The following is a 22,206-nucleotide window of genomic DNA, read 5'->3' as shown; positions in this document are numbered from 1 at the left end:
TTATGCCCAAAGTGACTGCGTAATCACCCGGGCGAAGATTGTGGCGAGGGTTTTGACGAAGCGGCGTTGGCGCCAGTGGCGTTCGAAGGGGATGGGGCGTTTGCCCCTGACGTACCCCCGATCTGTTGCAGATAGGCGGCGGCCTGATGGCCGGCCTCGCTCTGCGGGCTGGTCTTGACGGTGGACTCCCAACTCTTGCGGGCGGCATCCTCATGGCCCGCAAGCATGGCAATCACCCCGGCCTCCAGCCCGACCTCGGGGTCGAGCGGGGTCAGTTTGGCGGCGGTCTGGATCTGGGTCTGGGCGTCGGCCAGATGGTTCATCCGGCGCGACAGCGTGGCCGACAGCAGCCAGGCCTGCCCATTGTCCGGCCCCAGCGTGCGGGCTTCTGCCAGAGCGGCGGCGGCCTCATCATTGCGCTTGAGCGCCACGAGCGCCCGCGACCGGTCCACCGCGATGGACACGATCAGCGAAGGATCGTTCACCGCCTTGGCATCCACGCGGGCCTTGTCCAGCGCGGCCAGAGCGCGGTCAGCGCCGCCCTCCTGCGCCTGCGCGGCGCTGGCGGCCATGGCGCCCAGACGCGCACGGTTCAGCGCATTGTCGCCCGCCGCATCGCGCCCGGCCAGAAAGGCCTGCTCGGCCATGGGCCAGGCTTCCTGCGCGGAATAGGCATAGCCAAGGCAGAGTTCCGCCTCGGCGCGCTGACTGTCTTTCGCGCCGCTCAGCCAGTCGGTGGCCATTTCGGCGGCGGCATCCGGATCGTGGTCGGCGGTTTCGCGGCAGTGAGTCAGCTTGTTCGAGTCGTCGATGCGCTCAGGGCGCGCCGTGATCTCGCTGACGGCGCGGCGCCGGTTCGGGGCCGTGGGCCGGTCGATCATCGGCAGGCCCAGCGAGGGGGCCATGCCATCGCCCACCAGCGGGCCGGTCTGAAGCATCAGGGCAGTTGCGATTAAAACAAGCGACATCAATGACTTCCCGGATCAGGCGTCGGCCCCTGCCAGCGCAAGAGCCATGCGCCGGATCAGGGCCAGATCCACCGGCCGACTGAGCCGGTGGTCGCCGTCCTTGACCAAGCATAGCTGAACCGCGTCAGAACGCAAAGTTGCAGAGAGGCGCAATGAAATTTCCCAGGGGACATCTTCGTCCCGCTGGCCATGGACCAGCACGGCAGGCACATCGAGCAGGATTTCGGCATCGAGCAGCCGGTTATGCTCGCCATCGGCCCAGAAGCGGGCGTGAGTCGGCGTGGGCTCGGGGCCGTAGGGGTTGGGCTCGAAAATGGTGCGCCCGGCGATCAGCTCGCCCTTCTGCGCGCTGGTGTAGCCCCATTGCGTGAAATCGGGCGCGGCGGCGATGCCCATGATCCCGGCCAGCTTGTCGGCGGGCAGGGTTAGCGCCACGAGCAGCATCAGCCAGCCGCCCATGCTGGAGCCGACCAGCACCACCGGGCCGGGCACCAGGGCCTCGATCAGGGCCAGCACCTCCTCGCGCCAGCGGGTGAGCGTGCCATCGGTGAAATCGCCATCCGAAGCGCCGCAGCCGGAGTAATCGAGCAGCAGGCAGCCCACGCCCTTTTCGCGCGCGGCATCGAAGAGCATCGCCGCCTTGGACCCGGCCATGTCCGACATATAGCCGGGCAGGAAGACCAGTGTCGTGCGCTCCGAGTCGGCGGGCGGCGTCAGGCGATAGGCCAGACGGCGGGCGGGCTTTTCGCCATCGGTGGGCAAAGCATGGAAAAGGACGTCGCTCATGGCGCCCCTTTTGCCCCGGCGCGTGCGGAGGGGAAAGGGGGGAGGAACCCTTAATCGCGCAGGAAGATCGCCTCGATCGGCAGGCCGAACAGATCGGCGATGCGAAAGGCCAAAGGCAGCGAAGGATCGTAGCGCCCGGTTTCGATGGCGTTCACGGATTGGCGCGAGACCTCCAGCCGCTGGGCCAGATCCTGCTGGCTCCAGCCCTTTTCGGCGCGCAGCACGCGCAGGCGGTTGTTCACGGGCAGACCCTCATGCCTTTTCACTGCGCCACAGGGTGATGGCGTTCCACACCGCCCCCACGCCCAGCCCCATAAACCAGAAAAAAGCGGCGCCAAAACCATGCTGCCCGGGGGCGACGACATCGTAATTCTGCAGAAAGTCCCAGATGGTCATCACCGTCAGGCAGAAGCCGGTGGCGATCAGTGCCTGACGCACGAAGAGCATCCGCCAGAACTCGTCGGGCTCTTCCACCAGCAGGCGCATCACCGTCCAGACGATGCCCAGCACCGGCAGGGCGGGCAGAATCGCCAGCAACACATTCCATGGCGCGGGCGGAGGCGCGTGGCGGAACAGCCAGCCCATCGCGAAAACCAGCGCGACATAAAGGGTGATAAAGCCGCCCAACCGGCGCGAATAGCGGCTGATCGCGGGGGAGTGATAGCGTGCCATGTCTGGTCTCCCTGACGTTTTGACAAGGATGCTTTACATAGCACGCTAACCTTGTGTCAAGTTTGCTTTCCAATTCGCCATGCTCTTTGCGCAAAGCCCCCATTTGCAAGGTTGAGGCGCGCCCCGCTCCCGGCTAAGGGCCTTTTCCATGTCTGACAGCATCACGATCACCCTTCCCGATGGCTCGCAGCGCGCAATGGCGCCGGGCTCCACCCCCGCAGATGTGGCGGCCGCAATCGGCCCCGGTCTGGCCAAGGCCGCGATTGCCGCGCGCATCGATGGCGAACTGGTGGACCTCACTCGCCCCTTCACTGGCGACGCGACCCTCGCTCTGGTGACCAACAAGGATGAGAAAGACGCGCTGGAACTGGCGCGCCACGATTTCGCGCATATTCTGGCCGAGGCGGTGCAGGCGCTGTTCCCCGGCACGCAGATCACCTTCGGCCCGGCGACGGACGATGGTTTCTATTACGATTTCGCCCCCAAGGACCGCCCCTTCACGGATGACGACCTGCCCGCCATCGAGGCGGAAATGCGCAAGATCATCGCCGCCAACAAGCCGCTGCGCCGCGAAGTCTGGACGCGCGAAACGCTGATCAGCCGCTGGAAGCAGCAGGGCGAAACCTTCAAGGCCGAATGGGCCGCCGAACTGCCGGGCGACGAGGATCTGACCGTCTATTGGTCGGGCGACGACTGGCTGGATATGTGCCGCGGCCCTCACCTGCCCAGCACCGGCAAGCTGGATCCGCAGGCCTTCAAGCTGACGCGCGTCTCGGGCGCCTATTGGCGCGGCGACCAGAAGAACGCGATGCTCTCGCGCATCTATGGCACCGGCTGGCTGAACAAGAAGCAGCTCGACGCCCATCTGCTGCGTCTGGAAGAGGCCGCCAAGCGCGACCACCGCAAGCTGGGCGCCGAAATGGACCTGTTCCACCTGCAGGCCGAGGCGCATGGCAGCGTCTTCTGGCACCCCAAGGGCTATCTCATCTGGCGCGAGCTGGAGGCCTATATGCGCCGCGCCATCGACAGCACCGGCTATCAGGAGGTGAAGACGCCTCAGGTGATGGACGCCAAGCAGTGGGAGCAGTCCGGCCACTGGGGCAAGTACCGCGAGAACATGTTCGTCATCCCCGACGAGGCGCCTAACACCGAGGACGATGGCCCCATCGTCTCGAAGGACGCCGACTGGATGGCGCTGAAGCCGATGAACTGCCCGGCGCATGTGCTGATCTTCCGTCAGGGCATCAAGAGCTACCGCGAGCTGCCGCTGCGCCTCGCCGAAATGGGCTGCTGCCACCGCAACGAGCCGCATGGCGCGCTGCATGGCATCATGCGCGTGCGCCAGTTCACGCAGGACGATGGCCACATCTTCTGCCGCGAAGACCAGATCGTGGAAGAGGTTCGCGCCTTCTGCCAGCTGGCGGACCGCGTCTACAAGGACTTCGGCTTCAAGTACGAGATCAAGCTGGCCCTGCGTCCCGAAAAGCGCTTCGGCACCGAAGAGATGTGGGATCTGGCCGAGAAAGAGCTGCGCAACGCCGTGGTCGAGGCCGGTCTGGCGACGGAAGAGTACGGCTGGGAAGAGCTGCCCGGCGAGGGCGCCTTCTATGCTCCCAAGCTGGAATGGCACCTGACCGACGCCATCGGTCGTACCTGGCAGTGCGGCACGATCCAGTCGGACCGCGTGCTGCCCGAGCGCCTCGACGCCGCCTACATTGCCGAGGATGGCGAAAAGCATCGCCCCGTGATGCTGCACCGCGCGATTCTGGGTTCGTATGAACGCTTTATCGGCATCCTCATCGAGCATTTCGCGGGCAAGCTGCCCGTGTGGCTGGCCCCGGTCCAGGCCGTGGTCGCCACCATCGTCTCGGACGCCGACGACTACGCCCATGACGCCGTGGCCCAGCTGAAGGCCGCCGGCATCCGCGTGGAAGCCGACACCCGCAACGAGAAGATCAACTACAAGGTGCGCGAGCACTCGCTGAAGAAGGTCCCCTATCTGCTGGTCGTCGGCAAGCGTGAGGCCGAGGAAGGCACCGTTGCCGTCCGCGTGCTGGGCGAGCAGGCGCAGAAGGTTATGACTCTGTCGGAAGCCATTGCCCTGCTGAAGGGTGAGGCGACTGCGCCGGATTTGAAGTAAGAATGAAGGGGTAAGTGCGAGGGTGTTACACCCTCGCGCTCCCATGAATGTCTACGTTGCGCATCGGGTTCGGCCATAGGGCTAAGGTCGCGGCGCCGCAGGCATGAAACGATAGGAAAGGCGCCGGGGCTTACTGCCTGCGGCGCCTTTTCGTTGTGCTGGTGGAGAGTTCAGACACCACGACCGGGCGCCACTGCCATACCGTCGGAAGACGTCATGGGAGCGCGAGGGGGTAACCCCCTCGCATCTTACTTTCTAGAGTCTGAAAAAAATCAGGCCAGCGCGGAAAATTTGGGAGCTTCCGCGCTGGCCCTCCGTCTAAAGCTGCGGCTTCAGGCGTGCGCGGCCAGCCCGGCGAAGGCCAGGGCGGCGGCGCAACCCAGCACGACAGCAGCGCGCAGACCCTCGATCAGGGCATCGGCGTTGAGGCGTGAGAGGTTGAAGCTCATGAACGGATCATGGGCTTCAACCTGATAACAAATGGTTAAATACGCGGCATCTGCTGGCTGGAGCAGTGGAAGGAACCGCCGCCCGCAAGGATGGCGTCGGCCATGATGCCCACGGTGTCGCGACCGGGGAACAGCTCCGCGATGGCGGCCACGCCATCGGCGTCATGCGGCGTGCCATAGATGGGCACGACGATCAGGCGCGAGGTGATGGCGAAGTTCATATAGCTGGCGGGCTCGATGCGGCCATCACGCTCGACGCGGCCGGGCGAGGGGATGCTCTTCACCACCACGCCGGCGCCTTCCGCGCGGGCGCGGGCGTCGGCGTAGATATGGGCGTTGGGGTCGTTTTCGCCTGTGGCCTTGGGCAGCGCCAGCACATTGTGCGCCACGAAGCGGGCGAGGTTGTCGACATGGCCGTCGGTGTGATCGTTGATCAGGCCTTCGCCCAGCCACAGCACGCGGTTGAAGCCGAGATCGCGCTGGAGGCGCATTTCAAGGTCTTCGCGCGAGAGATGCGGGTTGCGGTTGGGGTTGAGCAGGCACTGCTCGGTGGTCACCACCAGACCGGTGCCGTCGGCATCGATGGCGCCGCCTTCCAGAATCCAGTCGGCGGTTTCGATGTCGAGGCCAGCGTCCTTGGCGATTTCGGCGCCGATGGTCTGGTCGCCGTCCATCAGATATTTGCCGCCCCAGCCGTTGAAGCCGAAGCGCTTGGCGATGCGGCCGCCAGCCGAATTGGTCATCACCAGCGGGCCGGTGTCGCGCAGCCAGACGTCGCCATAGGTGCGGCGCTCGATGGTCACCTTTTCGCTACACAGGGCGCGGGCGCGGGCTTCGTTGGCCTCGTTGCGGACCAGCAGGCGCACCGGCTGGCCGCTTTCGGCCACCGCGCTGGCGAAGGCCGCCATTTGCACCTGGGCCTGCTCAAGGAAGCCGGGCCATTCATCGCCATCATGCGGGAAGCCGATCCACAGCCAGTCCTGCATGTGCCATTCGGGGGGGAAGCGCCATTGGGTCATGGGCGCGCCCATAGCCGCTGATCGCATCCCATGCCAGACCCTTCCAGACCAGAGCTTGCGCCAGCCGCCCCGCCAGAGCATGAACCGGGCAAAGCGATTGAGAGTGGATGAGTGAATGCCCGAATTTTCCCCTGACTGGACCGGCGCGCTGGATCGTGCCCGCGCCTTCAGCCCCTTTCTTTCCCGCGCCTTGGACCGCCTGCCGGAGATTGCCGCGCTGCTGGAAGCTGGCGATGGCGAGGGCGCTCTGGCGGCAGCGGTGCTGGCCGGAGAGGGCGCGCCCGATGTGCCGATTGCGCTGCGTCGGCGCCGGCTGGCGACGGCTCTGGCTTTGGGAATCGGCGATTTGGCCGGGGCTTTCCCGCTGGCCCGCGTTACCGGAGACTTGAGCGCTCTGGCCGATCTGTCGCTGGATGCCGCGATCAACCATGCCATCACCACCCGCGTGCCCGATGCGCAGCCTGCGGGCATGTTCGCGCTGGCGCTGGGCAAGCATGGCGCGAAGGAATTGAACTATTCCTCCGATATCGATCCGATTCTGCTCTTCGATCCCGAAACCCTGCCCCGCCGCCCGCGCGAAGACCCCGGCGAGGCGGCGCAGAACTATGCCCGCCAGATCGTGCGCATCCTCTCGCATATGGATGGCGAGGGCTATGTCTTCCGCGTCGATCTGCGGCTGCGCCCGGCCAGCGAGGTCAGCCCGCTGGCGATCTCCGCCGATGCCGCGCTCAGCCATTATGAGAGCAGCGCTCTGGCGTGGGAGCGCGCCGCCTTTATCCGCGCCCGCTCGGCCTCGGGCGATGTGCCGCTGGGCGAGCAGTTTCTGGCGCAGATCCGCCCCTTCGTCTGGCGCAAGAGCCTCGACTTCGGCGCGATTGCCGAGATCGGGCGCCTCACCCGCCGCATCCGCGCCGAACATGGCAAGGTTTCCACCGTGGGCCCCGGCTTCGATCTGAAGCGCGCAAGGGGCGGCATCCGCGAGGTGGAGTTTTTCGCGCAGGGCCATCAGCTGATTCACGGCGGGCGCAATCCGGCGTTGCGGGAAAGGGGCACGCGCGCGGCGCTGGATGCTCTGGCCGCGGCGGGGATCATCGATTCGGGCGACGCGCAGGTGCTGGGCGACTCCTATGACCGCCTGCGCACCATCGAGCATCGCCTGCAGATGGTCAGCGATCTGCAAACCCATGCTCTGCCGCGCGATATGGCCGCCATCGATGCCGTGGCAAGGTTGGATGGCCTGCCCGATGGCGCGGCGCTGATCGCGGAATTGCGCGAGATCACCGAGACCGTCGGCACGCGTTACGATGCGTTGATCGAGGCGGGCAGCCCGGTTGGCGGCGGTGGCAGCGTGGTGGAGGCCCCCATCGGTCTGGCGCTGGAATCCACCCTTGCCGCTTTGGGCTTCAGCGATCCGGCAGGCCTTGCCGCGCGGATCGACGGCTGGCGCGGCGGCACGATGCGCGCCTTGCGCTCCGAGGCGGCGCTGGCGGCGCTCGATGCGGTCCAGCCGCGTCTGTTCTCCGCGCTGGCCAAGGCGCCCGAGCCCGACAAGGCCTTCAACCGCTGGGAGCGCCTGATCGCCAGCCTGCCCAGCGCGGTGAATCTCTTCCGTCTGCTGGAGGCACGGCCCGCGCTGCTCGATGCTCTGGCGCGGATTCTGGCGCTGGCCCCGCCGCTGGCCGAGGAGCTGGCGCGCCGCGCCGATCTGCTCGACACGCTGATCGATGCCAGCGCGCTCAACCTGCCCGGCGGGGTGGAGGCGCTGATCGCGGACTTCTCCGCCAGCGAGACAGGCGACGACTACCAGCGCATCCTCGACCGCGTGCGCCGCAAGGTGGGTGAGCGCCGCTTCGCCCTTGGCGTGCAGCTGATCGAGGGCGCGCATGATCCCTTCGCCATCGCTGCTTCATTGTCTCACGTTGCACAGGCCGCGATTCAGGTTCTGGCCGACGCCACCATCGCCGAATTCGAGCAGACCCATGGCCGCATTGCCGGGGCCGAACTGGTGATTCTCGGCCTCGGACGGCTGGGCGGCGAGGCGCTGACTCACGCCAGCGATCTGGACATCGTCTATCTCTTCACCGGCGATTATGCCGCCGAAAGTGATGGGCGCAGGCCGCTGGGCGCCACACTCTATTTCAACCGGCTGGCCCAGCGGATCAGCGCGGCGCTCTCCGTGCCGACAGCGGAAGGCGCGCTCTATGAGGTGGACACGCGCCTGCGCCCGCAAGGCACCCAAGGTCCGCTGGCCGTCAGCTTCGAAAGCTTCGACCTCTACCAGCGCGAACAGGCCTGGACCTGGGAGCATATGGCCCTGTGCCGCGCCCGCCCCCTATTCGGATCGGAGGAAGCACGCGCGAAACTCTGCGGCATCATCCATGGCGTGCTGACCCGCTCGCCCGCGCCGACGCTCACCGCCGATATTCTCGCCATGCGCCAGAAGATGGCCGAGCATAAGCAGCCGCGCGGGCCGCTGGATATGAAGCTGCTGCGCGGCGGTCTGGTCGATGTGGAGTTCCTGATCCACACGCTGCAACTGCGCGAGGGCAAGGCCCTGACCCCGCGCCTTGGCGACGCCCTGTGCGGTCTGATCGAGGCAGGCCTGCTGCCCCCCGCACTGGCACAGGCCCATGCCGCCATGGCGCGGCTGCTGGTCGCCTCTCGCCTGATCGCGCCCGACGCCCAGTTGCCCGGCGAGGCCGCCCGCATGGCGCTTGCCACAGCCTGCAACCTGCGCGATTGGCAAGCGGTGACCGAAGCCATGCAACAGGCGCGCCGCGACACCGCCGCCGCCTGGGCGCAAATTTTCGGCGAAACTCTGGAGATCGAACCCCATGACTGATCTGCCCGGCCCCGGCGACGCCTTCCCCGATATCGCCCTGACCGCCCCCGATGGCTCCACCCTGCGCCCCTCGGACTTTGCCGGGCGCAAGCTGGTCGTCTTCTTCTACCCCAAGGACGACACCCCCGGCTGCACCACCGAGAACAAGGATTTCTCGGAGCTGTCGGCGCAGTTCGAGGCGGCAGGCGCCGCCCTGCTGGGCGTTTCGAAAGATCCGCCGAAGAAGCATGTGAAGTTTGCGGAGAAGCACGGGCTGGTGGCGCCTTTGGGCAGCGATGCGGAAGAGGGCGGCCTGTCCGACGCTCTGGGCATCTGGACCGAGAAGGTGAACTATGGCCGCACCTATATGGGCATGGTCCGCACCACCTATCTGGTTGGCTCCGATGGCCGGATCGAGCAGGTCTGGAACAAGGTGAAGGTCAAAGGCCATGCGGAAGAGGTGTTGAAGGCGGTTCAGGGGAAGTAAGAAGAGAAGATGCGAGGGGATTATCCCCTCGCGCTCCCATTCCGTCTCCCGGCGATGGGGCAGTGGTTCCGCATCGTCGGGCCTGAACTCTCCACCTGCGCAAGGTAAGGCGCCGCAGGCAGGCATCGTTTGAAGCGTGGGCTGCGCTGGGGATTGAAAGCCTGCGGCGCAGCGACGTTGCTCCAAGGCCGAACCCGGAGCGCCACGTAGACATTAAAGGGAGCGCGAGGGTGATGACCCTCGCATCTTTCTTTTCCTGCTTCTTCCCTCTACCCGCACACCATGACTCAACCCACCCTAGGCGACGCCATCCACGCCGCACTGTCCACCGCCGACCCGCGCGCCAAACTGATGGCAACGCGCAAGGTGGCGCGCGACTGGCGCCTGGGGCGACTATCGTTTGCGTTTCCGAACGCCATGCCGGAACGCCCGGCTAGGCCTGAAAACCCCGAACTGCTGCCCCCCAGCCGCATGCCCAAACGCCGCAAGGGCGGATCGGAAAGAGGGCGGATCGCGCTGTGGCACGCGATTGCACATATCGAATTCGTGGCGATCGATCTGGCGCTGGACATGGCGGGGCGTTTCGGCGCGCAGATGGGCGAGGCCTTCACCTCAGACTTTCTGAGCGTGGCCGCTGACGAGGCGCTGCACTTCGCGATCATCCAGCGCCATCTGGCCAGCATGGGCGCGACCTATGGCGACCTGCCCGCGCATGACGGCCTGTGGGAGGCGGCGGATGCTACGCGGCACGATGTTGCGGCGCGGCTGGCGGTGGTGCCGATGGTGCTTGAGGCGCGGGGTCTGGATGTGACTCCGGCGACGCTGGAGCGGGTCGAACAGAGTGGCGACATCACCGGCGCGCGCATCCTCACACGTATTCTTGCGGATGAAATTCGACATGTGCGCTGTGGGGTGATTCACCTCAAGGCATGGTGCGACGCACAAGGTCTGGACATCGAATCATGCTGGCAGATGCTGGTCGGGCGCTATTTTCGGGGTTCCGTTAAGCGACCGTTCAACGACTCAGCGCGCCATGCTGCCGGTTTACCGCGCGAAATGTATATGGCGCTTGCGGTTTAGGAATCGGTCACGCTAACCATACAAACGAGTTGGCGGGGGGTTCCGACCAAACTCCAAGAAACAGCGCCGCAAGTGTTCGGCTTGCGGTATGGGTCATTTTTGTCGCGCCAAACGGGATCGGCGTGCCAAAGCAGTTCAAGGTGTGTGACGGGTGATCGCTAAAATGGTTCTCAAGACGATGCGTAATGGCGCGCTTACCGCCGCCTCCATCGCATCTCTGCTGGCGACGCCCGCCTTGGCCAACAGCGCCAATGCCGACATCGCCGCTCCCCTCCGCACCGCGCAGCCCGTCACGGCCCAGTCCGACAAGGGTGACACTGAATTCCGCCAGCTCTTCGCCAGCTGGCGCCAGATGGACCGCAGCGGCCAGACCACCGAGTTCGCCCGCCCCGCCGTCGCCACTTCCACCACGATCCCCGGTTTCGGCAGCAACAATCTGGTTGGCTTGAACCACAAGGTTTCGATCCCCTCGCGCATGCCCGTCGACAATCTGCGCATGACCAGCAGCTTCGGTCTGCGCTGGCACCCCGTTCTGGGCGGCCGCCGCGCGCATACCGGCGTCGATCTGGCGAACCCCGTCGGCACCCCTGTTCACGCCACGGCTGACGGTGTCGTGGGCCGCGCCGACTGGTTCGGCGGCTATGGCCTGTGCATCGATCTGGAACATGGTGGCTCGATCGAAACGCGCTATGGCCACCTTTCGCGCCTTAACGTTGTGGCCGGTCAGTCGGTCCATAAGGGCGATATCATCGGTTTCGTGGGCACCACCGGTCGCTCGACCGGCCCCCACCTGCATTATGAAGTGCGCGTCGAGGGTTCTGCCGTGAACCCGATCCCCTTCATGCAGGGCGGTGTGGCCGATATGACCACGCTGGCCTCCGCCGAGAAGATCGCGGACCATGGCGCCCACGACGAAGCTGACGACGAATAAAACGGCCTGAGAAGGGGCAAGAGCCCCCAAGGCAACAGCATCTTGGAGAGGATGCGGCAAAGAGCGGCTGGAAACAGCCGCTCTTTGTTTTTGTGGGGTTCTGAAGGGGGTTCAGAAGAGAGAATGCGAGGGTCATAACCCTCGCGCTCCCTTTAATGTCTGCGTTGCGCTTCGGGTTCGGCCATGGATCTAACGTCGCTGCGCCGCAGGCTTGAAAATGCCCGGCACAGCCCCCTCCAGCGGTTGCACTGCCTGCGGCGCCTCGTGCAGGTGGAGAGGGCTGAGCGCAACATTTCGGCGCCCCTGACCTCTCTTCGGAAGACGTCATGGGAGCGCGAGGGTGTAACACCCTCTCATTTCCTTTCTCCCCTTCAACCTTCCTTTTTAACGGAACCCCAAAACCAAAAAGGGGAGCCGAAGCCCCCCTTCCCGTATCGATGCTGCAAAGCCGAAAGGGCGATTACAGCCCCAGCAACCGCTTCGCCACGGCGCGGACCTCATCGGCCATATCCGGGCGCTCAAGGGCCAGAGCCAGCGTCGCCTCGACAAAGCCGGTCTTGGAGCCGCAGTCATAGCGCTTCCCGCCGAAGGTCACGGCGTGGAAGGCCTGGTTGCCGATCAGCTTGGCCATGGCATCGGTCAGCTGAATTTCGCCGCCCGCGCCCTGTTCCTGTGTGGTGAGGATGTCGATCACCTCGGGCTGCAGAATGTAGCGGCCCGAAACGATGAGGTTCGAGGGAGCCTCTTCTTTCTTGGGCTTCTCGACCAGACCCTTCACCTCGGTCAGCGTGCCGTCGAAGCCCTCGGGCTTGGCGCCCGGCGCGATGACGCCATAGGAGGAGACCTCGTCGCGCGGCACTTCCAGCACGCTGACGAAATTGCCGCCGACCTTGTTATAGGCATCGACCATCTGCTTCATGCAGCCCGGCTTGCCGATCATCAGCTCGTCGGGGAGGAAGATGGCGAAGGGATCGTTGCCGATGATGGCACGGGCGCACCAGATGGCGTGGCCCAGACCCAGCGGCACCTGCTGGCGCACGGTGACAAGGTTGCCCGGCTGAATGCGCGAAGGCTCCAGCGCGGTGAGCGACTTGCCGCGGTTGGTCATGGTCGCTTCGAGTTCGAAGGCGGTGTCGAAATGCTCGACGATGGCGGTCTTGCCGCGCCCGGTCACGAAGATCAGCTGTTCGATGCCGGCCTCACGCGCCTCATCGACGGCATATTGGATCAGCGGGCGATCGATGATCGGCAGCATCTCCTTCGGGATCGCCTTGGTGGCGGGGAGAAAGCGTGTGCCCAATCCCGCAACGGGAAAAACAGCTTTGCGAACGGGCTTGATCGATGATTGGTTGGTCATGAAACCCCTGCTGCCACATGGATGTGTATTACGTGTTAAATCTTATGCCGCACTGCAGCGCAAGCCGTTCAGCGCGACATGTGTCTGGCGTGCGATGGGTGTTGGGCATTTGCGGGCCGGAGGCAAACAAGCTAAAGGGCCGAAATGGACAAGATCATCATTCACGGGCAAAAACGCCTGTCGGGCGCGGTGCCCGTTTCGGGCGCCAAGAATTCGGCTTTGACCCTGCTGCCCTGCGCGCTGCTGACGGACGAACCGTTGACGCTGCGCAATCTGCCGCGTCTGGCGGACATCGATTCGTTCCAGCATCTGCTGAACCAGTTCGGTGTCTCGACCACCATCGCGGGCAGCCGGCCCGAGGATTTCGGGCGGGTGATGACTCTGGCCGCCACGCGGCTGACGGCCACCACCGCGCCTTACGAACTGGTGCGCAAGATGCGCGCCTCGATTCTGGTGCTGGGCCCTCTGCTGGCCCGCGCTGGTGAAGCCACTGTTTCGCTGCCCGGCGGCTGCGCCATCGGCAACCGCCCAATCGACCTGCACCTCAAAGCGCTGGAAGCCTTTGGCGCGACGATCGAATTGACCGCCGGTTATGTCCGCGCGATCGCTCCTGATGGCGGCCTGCCCGGCGGGCGTTACACCTTCCCTGTCGTTTCCGTGGGCGCCACCGAGAACGCCCTGATGGCTGCCGTGCTGGCCACCGGCACCTGCATTCTGCACAATGCTGCGCGTGAACCGGAGATCGTCGACCTCTGCAACCTGCTGGTGGCCATGGGCGCGCAGATCGAGGGCATCGGCAGTTCGGACCTCATCATTCATGGTGTCAGCCGCCTGCATGGCGCAACCTATATGGTGATGCCAGACCGCATCGAAGCCGGTTCCTATGCCTGCGCCGCCGCGATCACCGGCGGTGAGGTGGAGCTCAAGGGCGCCCGCATCGAGGAAATGGAAAGCACCCTGCAGGCGCTGCGCGACGCCGGTGTGCATGTCGAAGGCGTCGCCGGTGGTATCAAGGTGGCCGCCGATGGTCCGCTGCGCCCCGTCACGCTGTCTACCGCGCCCTATCCCGGTTTCGCTACGGACATGCAGGCTCAGCTGATGGCCATGCTGTGCCGCGCCGAAGGCACCAGCGTGCTGACCGAGACGATCTTCGAAAACCGCTACATGCATGTGCCTGAACTGGCCCGCATGGGCGCCAACATCTCGACGCAGGGCCGCACCGCCATCGTGCAGGGCGTGCCCAAGCTGACCGGCGCTCAGGTGATGGCCACCGATCTGCGTGCCTCCATGAGCCTGATCATCGCCGGTCTGGCCGCTGAGGGTGAGACTCAGGTGTCGCGCATCTATCATCTCGATCGCGGCTATGAGCGCCTTGAGGAAAAGCTGGCTCTGCTCGGTGCGGATATCGAGCGGGTTGGAAGTGACTAAGACGTAAGAGGGCAATGCGAGGGTGTTACACCCTCGCGCTCCCATGACTGTCTGCGTTGCGCATGAGGTTCGGCGATAGAGCCAACGTCGCTGCGCCGCAGGCATCAAGGATTGAAGGGCGCCGGGGCTTGATGCCTGCGGCGCCTTTTCGTTGCGCTGGTGGGGAGGTTGGGCGCCATGATCGGGTGCCACCGCCCCATCGTCGGAAGACGTCACGGGAGCGCGAGGGGGTAACCCCCTCGCATCTTCCAACTTCAAACCCTCATCGACGATAATAACGGCAACGCTTCTTGGCCGTCATCGAACGGTCAATCGCGCGCCCACCCAGAGCACCGGCCGCCGCGCCAACCACCGGCCCGGCCAGGCCGCCGCCGATCACCTTGCCGCCCACCACGGCGCCAGCCACACCGCCCGCGACCAGACCGGTGGTGCCGCTCGAATGGCGGCAGACCTTGTAGACCTGCTTGCGGTGTACAGGGCGTGCATCGGCGTCCGAGGCGATCGCCGGCAGGACCAGCACGGCGGCGGCAAGGGCGGGAAGCAGAGATTTCATGCGGTTTCTCCTCCTCTGGACATATCGTGCAAGATGAATGCCTTGCTAGCAACGCGTGATGAGGCGCTAGGTGCCGCCGGTGACCTGAATCGGGCTGAAATCGGCGGCGGGACTTTCGTTCATTGTCGCGCCGGTCCGCTCCATGGCGCGGCGTGCCAGCCACAGGCGCACGGCTCCGGCGAGGCCGGGGGGCTGCGGGGCGGCAATGCGTTCGGCATCGATGCGGGCAACCAGAGCGTTGAGCGGCAGCCCCAGATGATGGGCCTCGTGGCGCAGCCAGTCCCAGAACAGGGGTTCGAGGCTGATCGAGGTCTTGTGCCCGGCGATCTCGACCGAGCGTTTCACCGGCGGATGATAGGGCGTGGTCATCGCGGCCAAGTGTATCAGGGATAGACGCCGGGAGAAGGTGCTTTATGCAGCTTTATGGTGTCACGGAGCGATGGTGCACAACGATGGGGGAACCGCCACCCCAGCGTCGGAAGACATAATGGGAGCGCGAGGGGGTAACCCCCCTCGCACCTGCCCTTTCTTCTTAATACATATGCTGCCCGCCATTGAGCGACAGCGTGGAACCGGTCACGAAACCAGCATCCTCGGCGCAGAGGAAGGCCACGGCGCGTGCGATTTCCTTGGCCTGACCCAGACGGCCCACGGGGATCTTGGCGACGATCTTTTCCAGCACGGCCTCAGGCACGGCGGCCACCATATCGGTGTCGATATAGCCGGGTGCGATGGCGTTGACGGTGACGCCGAACTTGGCGCCTTCCTGAGCCAGCGCCTTGGTGAAGCCGTGGATGCCCGATTTGGCAGCGGCATAGTTGACCTGCCCGTACTGGCCGGACTGGCCGTTGATCGAGCCGATGTTGACGATGCGGCCCCATTTGCGCTCCCGCATGCCGGGGAAGGTGGCCTTGGCCATGTTGAAGCAACCGCCGAGGTTGATGCGCATCACCTCGTTCCAGTCGTCGAAGCTCATCTTGTGGAGCACGGCGTCGCGGGTGATGCCGGCGTTGTTGACCACCACATCGATGGGGCCCAGATCGGCCTCAACCTGCTTCACGCCGGCCAGCGTGGCGTCGTGATCACCCACGTCCCATTTGTAGGTGGCGATGCCGGTGGCCTCGGTGAAGGCCTTGGCCTTGTCATCGTTGCCTGCGTAATTGGCCGCGACTGTGTAACCCAGATCCTTGAGCGCAAGGCTGATCGCCTTGCCGATGCCGCGGGTGCCGCCGGTGACGATGGCGATTCGAGTCATAAAGTCTCCCAATGCGTGAAGCGTGATCGACAACCCCGGCCCAGGGAAAGAGGATGGGCGGGTGGGCGGCAGACCGCCGCCGCACAAGTGATCCTAGATCAGTGGCGCGGTGAATCAATCACCGATTCACGTCGGGCAACAAAATGATGAATATTGCAACTATTTGACATTGCAGCGCAAAAGAAACGTCTTCGCAGTTGCAGCAATGCGGAACATGTTCCGATTCGGTTTGTTTTAAAACCGGAATTGCGTGCCCACATAGACCGCCTGGCTGTCAGACTTGCCATCGGGTGACATGCTCTTCATCCGGTCGCGGTCCTGCGAATAACGCACGCCCGCCGTCACATCGAAATTGCGGGTGACGCGATAGCTGCCGCCGACATCCACGCTTTGCTCGCCCAGCGTTTCGAGCGTGCGGGGCGCGCGCCCGGCGCGCTCCTTGTCATCAAGCTGCACATGCGGGGCCAGGCGCGAGACGGTGGCCGCAGCCGAATTGTCCGCCTGCGTATAGGCCGAAAGATCCGGCATTTCGGCGCCGCGCCGCGGGTCGCGGGCGATGTCCTTGGGCAGATCCTTGGGCAGGGTGAAATTGGCGCTGGCCGGGGTGAAGCCCTGATAGCCATGCGCCAGCCCCAGATTGTAGGCAGTGGAGGCCAGATGCAGCACCGGCGGCGTGGGCGCGGAATAGGCCGGGTTGCGGATGGCCGGCCCGCGCACCACGATGGCATGGGCGGTCGCTTCATCCACGCGCACCGCCACCGTCACCGATCGGTCGGGCCGTGAGGACAGGCCGGCGGGGGTGTAGCGGAACAGCGGCGCGCCGCCGGAACGGGCGGCCAGCGCGCGGGTGAGATGCGGGTCGGCCTCAGCCGGGGCAAAGCCGCCGCCGCTCTCTTTCAGCACGCTCTGGTTGATGCCAAGGCCGGGCAGGGAGGCTTCCAGCTTGCTGGAATAGGCCAGCACCGCGCTCGGCAGGGCCAGCACGCAGACGGCAATGCCCATCACCAGGGCAGGGGAGGAGGCCTGTGCCTCCAGCCTGTTGCCTGCCGGGAATCTTGTCTGAGCGATGGCCATGCTGGGAGGGGCCTGAACTTTCCAAATCAAAGCGAAACGCGAATCTTGCCTAACGCGTGATACCGTAGATATGCGCTATAGCTGCACATCATGGCATCGCCAAGCTGAACCCATAATGGCTGGCAAGGGCCTTTCGGCCGGATATTCAGCACAGGTTCACCGCCGGAAAGACGAGAAGAGGCTGCGGCCCTCTCAAATGCTGCCGGGGCTTGCCGCCGGGGCGGGGGCAGCTATAGAGGCCAGAACGTCTGCGCGCTGACATGGTGCATGTCGGCGCGTTCGGCATGTATGGCGGGCGGGTTTACGGCCGGTTGCAAGGATTGTGTATGACGACGGGATTGGTGGAAGTGAAGAAAGCTGGTCGCGCGTCGCGTGTGGGCTTGCGCGTTGCGGCTGTGGCGCTGGGCGTTCTGGCGCTGGCGGCATGCAGCCATGGCCCGCTGCATATCAAGCATCATCGCGTTCGCCCGGGCCGTCTGGCCCTGCCGCCCACGAATGTGACGACGATCGGCGTCAACAGCTTCCTGTGGCGCGCCAGCCTCGACGTGCTCAGCTTCATGCCGCTGGTGCAGACCGACAGCAATGGCGGCGTGATCGTGACCGACTGGTATTCGAACCCCAGCAACCCCGGTGAGCGTATGAAGGTCACCGTGACCATCCTCGACAAGGATCTGCGTTCGGACGCGCTGCGCGTGGCCGCCAGCCGTCAGGTCAACCAGGGCGGCACCTGGGTGGATGCGCCGGTGAAGGCTGCCACCGTGCAGCAGCTGGAAGATGTGATCCTGACCAAGGCGCGCGATCTGCGTCGCGGCACGATTCAACAATAAATTCTGGTCAGCAGTAAGTTTCGCCGGTTCCCCTTCTTCCGCCCGTCGCTGTTTCGCGTGAGGCGGAAGGGCGGGCGGCAAGAAGGAAGAACAGGTTACCATGAGCGAGCGTTTCGAAGCCAACTCCGCTGACACCCGCTGGCAGCGCGTGTGGGACGAGGCCCAGTCCTTCAAGGCCGACGACAGCTCGACCAAGCCGCGCAGCTATGTGCTTGAGATGTTTCCCTATCCTTCGGGGCGCATCCACATCGGCCATGTGCGCAACTACACGATGGGCGACGTGCTGGCCCGCTACAAGCGGATGCAGGGCTTCGAGGTGCTGCACCCCATGGGCTGGGACGCTTTCGGCATGCCCGCCGAGAATGCCGCCATGGAAAAGGGCGTCCACCCCGGCGGCTGGACGCGCGACAACATCGCCAACATGAAGGCGCAGTTGAAGCGTCTGGGCTTCGCGCTCGACTGGAGCCGCGAACTGGCCACCTGCGAGCCCGACTATTACGGGCAGGAGCAGGCGCTGTTCCTCGATCTCTATGCCGCAGGGCTGGTCTACCGCAAGGAATCGACGGTCAACTGGGACCCGATCGACCAGACCGTGCTGGCCAACGAACAGGTCATCGACGGGCGCGGCTGGCGCAGCGGCGCTCAGGTCGAGAAGCGCAAGCTCTCGCAGTGGTTCCTGAAGATCACCGATTTCGCGGATGAACTGCTCGAAGGTCTGGGCTCGCTGGAGCATTGGCCCGAGAAGGTGAAGCTGATGCAGGAGAACTGGATCGGCAAGAGCCAGGGCCTGCAGTTCAGCTTCCATCTGTCGAATGGCGCCGGGCTGGACGTTTACACCACCCGCCCCGACACGATCTTCGGCGCCAGCTTTGTGGCCGTGGCCGCCGATCATCCGGTGGCGCAGGGCGTGGCCGAGCATAACGCGGACGCCGCCGCCTTCATCGAACTGTGCAAGCAGGGCGGCACCACCGCCGCCGAGCTGGAAACCGCCGAGAAGCTGGGCTTCGACACCGGCATCACCGCGCGTCACCCCTTCACGGGTGCGCAGCTGCCGGTCTTCATCGCGAACTTCGTGCTGATGGAATATGGCACCGGCGCCGTGATGGCCGTGCCGGGCCATGACCAGCGCGATTTCGAATTCGCCACCAAATACAGCCTGCCGATCCTGCGCGTCGTCGCCGCCAGCGCCGAGGAGGCCGACAAGCCCTTCGGCAAGGAAGCCGAAGCCGGTGACGGCATTCTGGTGAACTCGGACTTCCTCAACGGCATGTCCGTGGCCGAAGCCAAGAAGGCGATCATCGCGCGTCTGGAAGCTGACGGTTCGGGCGAGGGCAAGACCGTGTGGCGCCTGCGCGACTGGGGCGTTTCGCGCCAGCGCTATTGGGGCACGCCGATCCCCTTCATCCATTGCGAAATCTGCGGCGTGGTCCCCGTGCCCAAGAAGCAGTTGCCGGTGGTGCTGCCCGAGGATGTGGATTTCGCCACGCCCGGCAATCCGCTGGCGCGCCATGCCACCTGGAAGCATGTCGACTGCCCGCAATGCGGCAAGCCCGCGCGGCGCGAGACCGACACGCTGGACACCTTCGTGGACTCCAGCTGGTACTTCCTGCGCTTCGCCAGCCAGCCCGGCGATGCGCCCTTCGATCCCGCCGAAATCGCCCGCTGGCTGCCCGTCGGCCAGTATATCGGGGGTATCGAGCATGCGATCCTGCATCTGCTCTACGCCCGTTTCTGGACGCGCGCTCTTTCGCGCATCGGCAAGATCGATGTGAAGGAGCCCTTCGCCAGCCTGTTCACGCAGGGCATGGTGACGCATGAAACCTATTCCCGCGTCGATCCCGCCAATGGCCAGCCCGTATGGTTCAGCCCCGGCGAGGTGGAGCGCGGCGGCGATGGCGCCACGCTGAAGGCGGACGGCGGCGCGGTGGAGATTGGCCGCGTCATCAAGATGTCGAAGTCGAAGAAGAACGTTGTCGACCCCGATGAGATCGTCGCCACCTATGGCGCCGATGCGATCCGCTGGTTCATGCTCTCCGACAGCCCGCCCGAGCGCGATCTGCCGTGGAGCGAGGCGGGCATTGAGGGTTGCGCGCGCTTCGTGCAGCGTCTGTGGCGCCTGTTCGGCCAGTATGACGCCTCTGCCAGCGGCGAGGACAAGGCGGTGGAGCGCAAGATCCACCAGACCGTCCATGCCGCCGCGCAGGACATTGAATCGCTGGGCTTCAACAAGGCCGTGGCGCGCATCTACGAGCTGACTGGCGTGGTGGAAAAGGCCGCGCCTTCGGCCAGCCGCAACAATGGCATCAAGGCCGTGCTGCTGCTGATCGCCCCGATGATGCCGCATCTGGCCGAAGAGGCCTGGGCTTCCATCGGTGAGGGCCTGATTGCTGACGCGGCTTGGCCCGAAGTCGATCCGGCGCTGCTGGTGGATGATGAGGTCACGGTGGCCATTCAGGTCAAGGGCAAGCTGCGCGATACGGTCACCGTCGCCAAGGGCACCTCCAAGGAGGAACTCGAAAGGCTGGCGCGCGCTTCTGAAAAGGTGCAGCGTGCGCTGGAAGGCGCCGAGATCAAAAAGGTGATCGTGGTGCCCGACCGTCTCGTCAATCTGGTGGCCTGAACCCTATGAAGCGCTTTCTGGCCCTTGCCCTGATCGCCACGCCTGTTCTGGGCGGCTGCGGGCTGCATCCGCTCTATGAGGGGGGCAGCCATGCGGCGGTCTCGCAGGGGCTCGACAATGTCGATGTACCGGCGATTCCGGGGCAGAAGGGCTGGCTGATGCGCAATGCCCTTGAGGACCGGATGCACCCCACCGGCAACCGCGATGGCGCCAAGCGCTTCCGTCTCGATGTGCGGCTGGATGACAAGCTGGAAGGTCTTGGCCTGCTGGCCAACGATTCGGTGGGCCGCGAAAGGCGCACCCTGCGTGCGCGCTATCAGCTGGTGGACACCACCACGGGCGAGATTCTGCTCGACGCCACCGCCGGTTCGGATGCGGGCATCGATGTGGTCTCCAGCGAATATGCCACCGTGGCCGCCGAGCAGACTGCGCTGGAGAACCTGACCCGCGTGGTGGCCGATCGCATCGTCACCTCGCTGGCGGTGCGTCTGCGCAAGGGCGATATCGAGGCTGACCCCCAGCCCGCCGACAACACCCCGCAGCCCAAGCGCTGAGCGCGCGATGAAGCTGACGCAGAAGGATTTTCCCGCTCAGGCCGCTCGCGCGGCGCGGGAGTGCAGCGTCTTCTTCTTCTGCGGTTCGGATGAGGCCAGCGTGCAGGATGCCGCCACGCGCATCCTGCAACTGCTGCCCGATCCCGGCGAAAGGGTGGAGTTCACCGGCGCAGAACTGCGCCGCGACACCGCACGGCTGGGTGACGAAGCCCGCTCCACCTCGCTGTTCGGGGACCGGCGTTATCTCTGGGTCCGCGCCTCGGGCGATGAAGCGCATGATGCGCTGGAGGTGCTTGTCGGCGGCGAACGTCTGTGGCCGGTGATCGTTCAGGCACCCGGCGCCACCGACAAGGGCAAATGCGCGAAGCTGCTGGAAAAGCGCGACGACGCCGTGGTGGCGATGTTTTATCCGCCCGATCTGCGTTCTGTCACCGCATCGGTACGCGGCATGGCCAGCGCGGCGGGCCTGCGCATGGCCAATGACCTTGCCGAGCGAATCGCGGCGGCCAGCGGGCTGGATACGCGCCTTGCGCAGTCCGAAGTTACCAAACTGGCACTTTATCTCGACGCCAGCCCGGAACGCCCGCGCGATGCCGATATGGCCGCCTTCGCCGCCATCGGCGCCGCGACTGAGGACGACGGGCTCAATCCCATCGTCAATGCCGTGCTGGGGGGCGATGTGGCGCGGCTGGGCGGTGAACTCAAGCGCATGGCCGAGATCGGCCTGAACCCGGTTGGCGTGCTGCTGGCGGTGGAACGCCGTGCCTCGCAACTGGCTGGTCTTGCCGCCCGCATGGGACCGCGCGGCGATGCCCGCGCCTTTATCGAGGCCGAGAAATCAGCCCGTCGCGTCTTCTGGAAGGATGCCGACGATCTGACTCGCCAATTGTCGCGCTGGCAGGGCCCCGCCCTGGAGCGTCTGGTGGATAGACTCCTGATTCTTCACCGCCAATTATTAACCAATAGTCAGCAAGTTGAGCTTCTTCTGGCCCAGGGCCTGGCCGAAATAACGCGGGCCGCTGCCCGAAAGCGATGAGCCGCTTCGTGGCTGCGACATGAATTTACATTTGTCTCAGTTGCGCCTTGCTGCATTGCACCCAAACCAGTAGTGTTCCTTATGAGCGGCCGGGGGGCAAGTTCACCCTTATCTTTCAGCCGCCGACATGACTTCCTCGTACCTTCGCA

The 22,206-nt window shown here is 65.0% G+C and carries 20 protein-coding genes; 10 read left to right on the top strand and 10 right to left on the bottom strand.

The genetic code is table 11. The features are described 5' to 3' along the window. Positions 1-23 precede the first annotated feature (23 nt). From HGK27_RS17580 to HGK27_RS17565, 4 genes are read right to left on the bottom strand one after another with little or no spacing between them, the layout of a single operon-like run. Positions 24-968 carry a tetratricopeptide repeat protein gene (locus HGK27_RS17580; protein ID WP_206242244.1) on the bottom strand — a complete coding sequence of 315 codons (945 nt, stop codon included), beginning with the start codon at positions 966-968 and terminating at the stop codon, positions 24-26. A gap of 15 nt (positions 969-983) precedes the next feature. Next, positions 984-1,754: an alpha/beta hydrolase gene (locus HGK27_RS17575; protein ID WP_206242242.1), complete on the bottom strand. Its 771-nt coding sequence runs from the start codon at positions 1,752-1,754 to the stop codon at positions 984-986. Positions 1,755-1,804: 50 nt separating this feature from the next. Continuing rightward, positions 1,805-1,996 carry a helix-turn-helix transcriptional regulator gene (locus HGK27_RS17570; RefSeq protein ID WP_206242240.1) on the bottom strand — a complete coding sequence of 64 codons (192 nt, stop codon included), beginning with the start codon at positions 1,994-1,996 and terminating at the stop codon, positions 1,805-1,807. Positions 1,997-2,006: 10 nt separating this feature from the next. Continuing rightward, a complete protein-coding gene (locus HGK27_RS17565) occupies positions 2,007-2,426 on the bottom strand; it encodes a hypothetical protein (RefSeq protein WP_206242238.1) in 420 nt (139 codons plus the stop codon). Between the two features lie 148 nt (positions 2,427-2,574). Here HGK27_RS17565 and thrS point away from each other — a divergent pair, with 148 nt between their 5' ends. Next, positions 2,575-4,566 carry a threonine--tRNA ligase gene (gene thrS / locus HGK27_RS17560; protein ID WP_206242237.1) on the top strand — a complete coding sequence of 664 codons (1,992 nt, stop codon included), beginning with the start codon at positions 2,575-2,577 and terminating at the stop codon, positions 4,564-4,566. 484 nt (positions 4,567-5,050) lie between these two features. Here thrS and HGK27_RS17555 read toward each other — a convergent pair whose 3' ends face one another. Then, positions 5,051-6,034: an agmatine deiminase family protein gene (locus HGK27_RS17555; RefSeq protein ID WP_206242235.1), complete on the bottom strand. Its 984-nt coding sequence runs from the start codon at positions 6,032-6,034 to the stop codon at positions 5,051-5,053. 115 nt (positions 6,035-6,149) lie between these two features. On the opposite strand from HGK27_RS17555, the gene glnE reads away from it, so the two are divergent. The 4 genes from glnE (at position 6,150) to HGK27_RS17535 (ending at position 11,353) form a co-directional block, all read left to right on the top strand. Then, entirely contained in the window at positions 6,150-8,876 is a 2,727-nt protein-coding gene (gene glnE / locus HGK27_RS17550; RefSeq protein WP_206242234.1) for a bifunctional [glutamate--ammonia ligase]-adenylyl-L-tyrosine phosphorylase/[glutamate--ammonia-ligase] adenylyltransferase, read from the top strand. Next, entirely contained in the window at positions 8,869-9,342 is a 474-nt protein-coding gene (locus HGK27_RS17545; protein ID WP_206242232.1) for a peroxiredoxin, read from the top strand. The genes glnE and HGK27_RS17545 overlap by 8 nt, the downstream gene beginning before the upstream one ends. Before the next feature lie 282 nt (positions 9,343-9,624). Further along, positions 9,625-10,422 carry a ferritin-like domain-containing protein gene (locus HGK27_RS17540; RefSeq protein ID WP_206242230.1) on the top strand — a complete coding sequence of 266 codons (798 nt, stop codon included), beginning with the start codon at positions 9,625-9,627 and terminating at the stop codon, positions 10,420-10,422. Between the two features lie 163 nt (positions 10,423-10,585). Further along, positions 10,586-11,353, top strand: coding sequence for a M23 family metallopeptidase (locus tag HGK27_RS17535; RefSeq protein WP_206242229.1), 768 nt, complete (start codon positions 10,586-10,588; stop codon positions 11,351-11,353). Positions 11,354-11,813: 460 nt separating this feature from the next. On the opposite strand, the gene galU is transcribed toward HGK27_RS17535, so the two are convergent. Continuing rightward, positions 11,814-12,710, bottom strand: coding sequence for a UTP--glucose-1-phosphate uridylyltransferase GalU (galU, locus tag HGK27_RS17530; RefSeq protein WP_206242227.1), 897 nt, complete (start codon positions 12,708-12,710; stop codon positions 11,814-11,816). Between the two features lie 144 nt (positions 12,711-12,854). On the opposite strand from galU, the gene murA reads away from it, so the two are divergent. Beyond that, positions 12,855-14,138 carry a UDP-N-acetylglucosamine 1-carboxyvinyltransferase gene (gene murA / locus HGK27_RS17525; protein ID WP_206242226.1) on the top strand — a complete coding sequence of 428 codons (1,284 nt, stop codon included), beginning with the start codon at positions 12,855-12,857 and terminating at the stop codon, positions 14,136-14,138. Between the two features lie 262 nt (positions 14,139-14,400). Here the strand turns inward: murA and HGK27_RS17520 are convergent, their stop codons facing one another. The 4 genes from HGK27_RS17520 to HGK27_RS17505 all read right to left on the bottom strand — a co-directional run bounded on the left by HGK27_RS17520 (position 14,401) and on the right by HGK27_RS17505 (position 17,020). Beyond that, positions 14,401-14,691, bottom strand: a complete 291-nt coding sequence (locus HGK27_RS17520; protein ID WP_206242224.1) for a hypothetical protein — start codon at positions 14,689-14,691, stop codon at positions 14,401-14,403. A gap of 66 nt (positions 14,692-14,757) precedes the next feature. Further along, complete coding sequence (locus HGK27_RS17515; RefSeq protein ID WP_206242222.1) at positions 14,758-15,060, bottom strand: ribbon-helix-helix domain-containing protein; 303 nt, start codon at positions 15,058-15,060, stop codon at positions 14,758-14,760. A 163-nt stretch (positions 15,061-15,223) separates the two neighbouring features. Further along, positions 15,224-15,946, bottom strand: coding sequence for an acetoacetyl-CoA reductase (gene phbB, locus HGK27_RS17510; RefSeq protein ID WP_206242220.1), 723 nt, complete (start codon positions 15,944-15,946; stop codon positions 15,224-15,226). Between the two features lie 234 nt (positions 15,947-16,180). Beyond that, positions 16,181-17,020, bottom strand: coding sequence for a hypothetical protein (locus HGK27_RS17505; protein WP_241127273.1), 840 nt, complete (start codon positions 17,018-17,020; stop codon positions 16,181-16,183). Positions 17,021-17,346: 326 nt separating this feature from the next. Between HGK27_RS17505 and HGK27_RS17500 the strand changes: the two genes are divergently transcribed. From HGK27_RS17500 to holA, 4 genes are all read left to right on the top strand, one after another. Then, entirely contained in the window at positions 17,347-17,847 is a 501-nt protein-coding gene (locus HGK27_RS17500) for a DUF3576 domain-containing protein (RefSeq protein WP_206242219.1), read from the top strand. Positions 17,848-17,947: 100 nt separating this feature from the next. Next, complete coding sequence (gene leuS, locus HGK27_RS17495) at positions 17,948-20,467, top strand: leucine--tRNA ligase (RefSeq protein ID WP_206242217.1); 2,520 nt, start codon at positions 17,948-17,950, stop codon at positions 20,465-20,467. A gap of 5 nt (positions 20,468-20,472) precedes the next feature. Further along, positions 20,473-21,021, top strand: coding sequence for an LPS assembly lipoprotein LptE (gene lptE / locus HGK27_RS17490; RefSeq protein WP_206242216.1), 549 nt, complete (start codon positions 20,473-20,475; stop codon positions 21,019-21,021). A 7-nt stretch (positions 21,022-21,028) separates the two neighbouring features. After that, positions 21,029-22,057 (top strand): DNA polymerase III subunit delta, encoded by a 1,029-nt coding sequence (gene holA / locus HGK27_RS17485; RefSeq protein WP_206242214.1) that lies wholly within the window; start codon positions 21,029-21,031, stop codon positions 22,055-22,057. Positions 22,058-22,206: the final 149 nt, after the last annotated feature.

The sequence above is a fragment of the Novosphingobium terrae genome, from assembly GCF_017163935.1.
GTDB lineage: Bacteria > Pseudomonadota > Alphaproteobacteria > Sphingomonadales > Sphingomonadaceae > Novosphingobium > Novosphingobium terrae.
The sequence above is the reverse complement of the archived record's forward strand: the minus strand, read 5'-3'. Positions and strand labels throughout refer to the sequence as shown.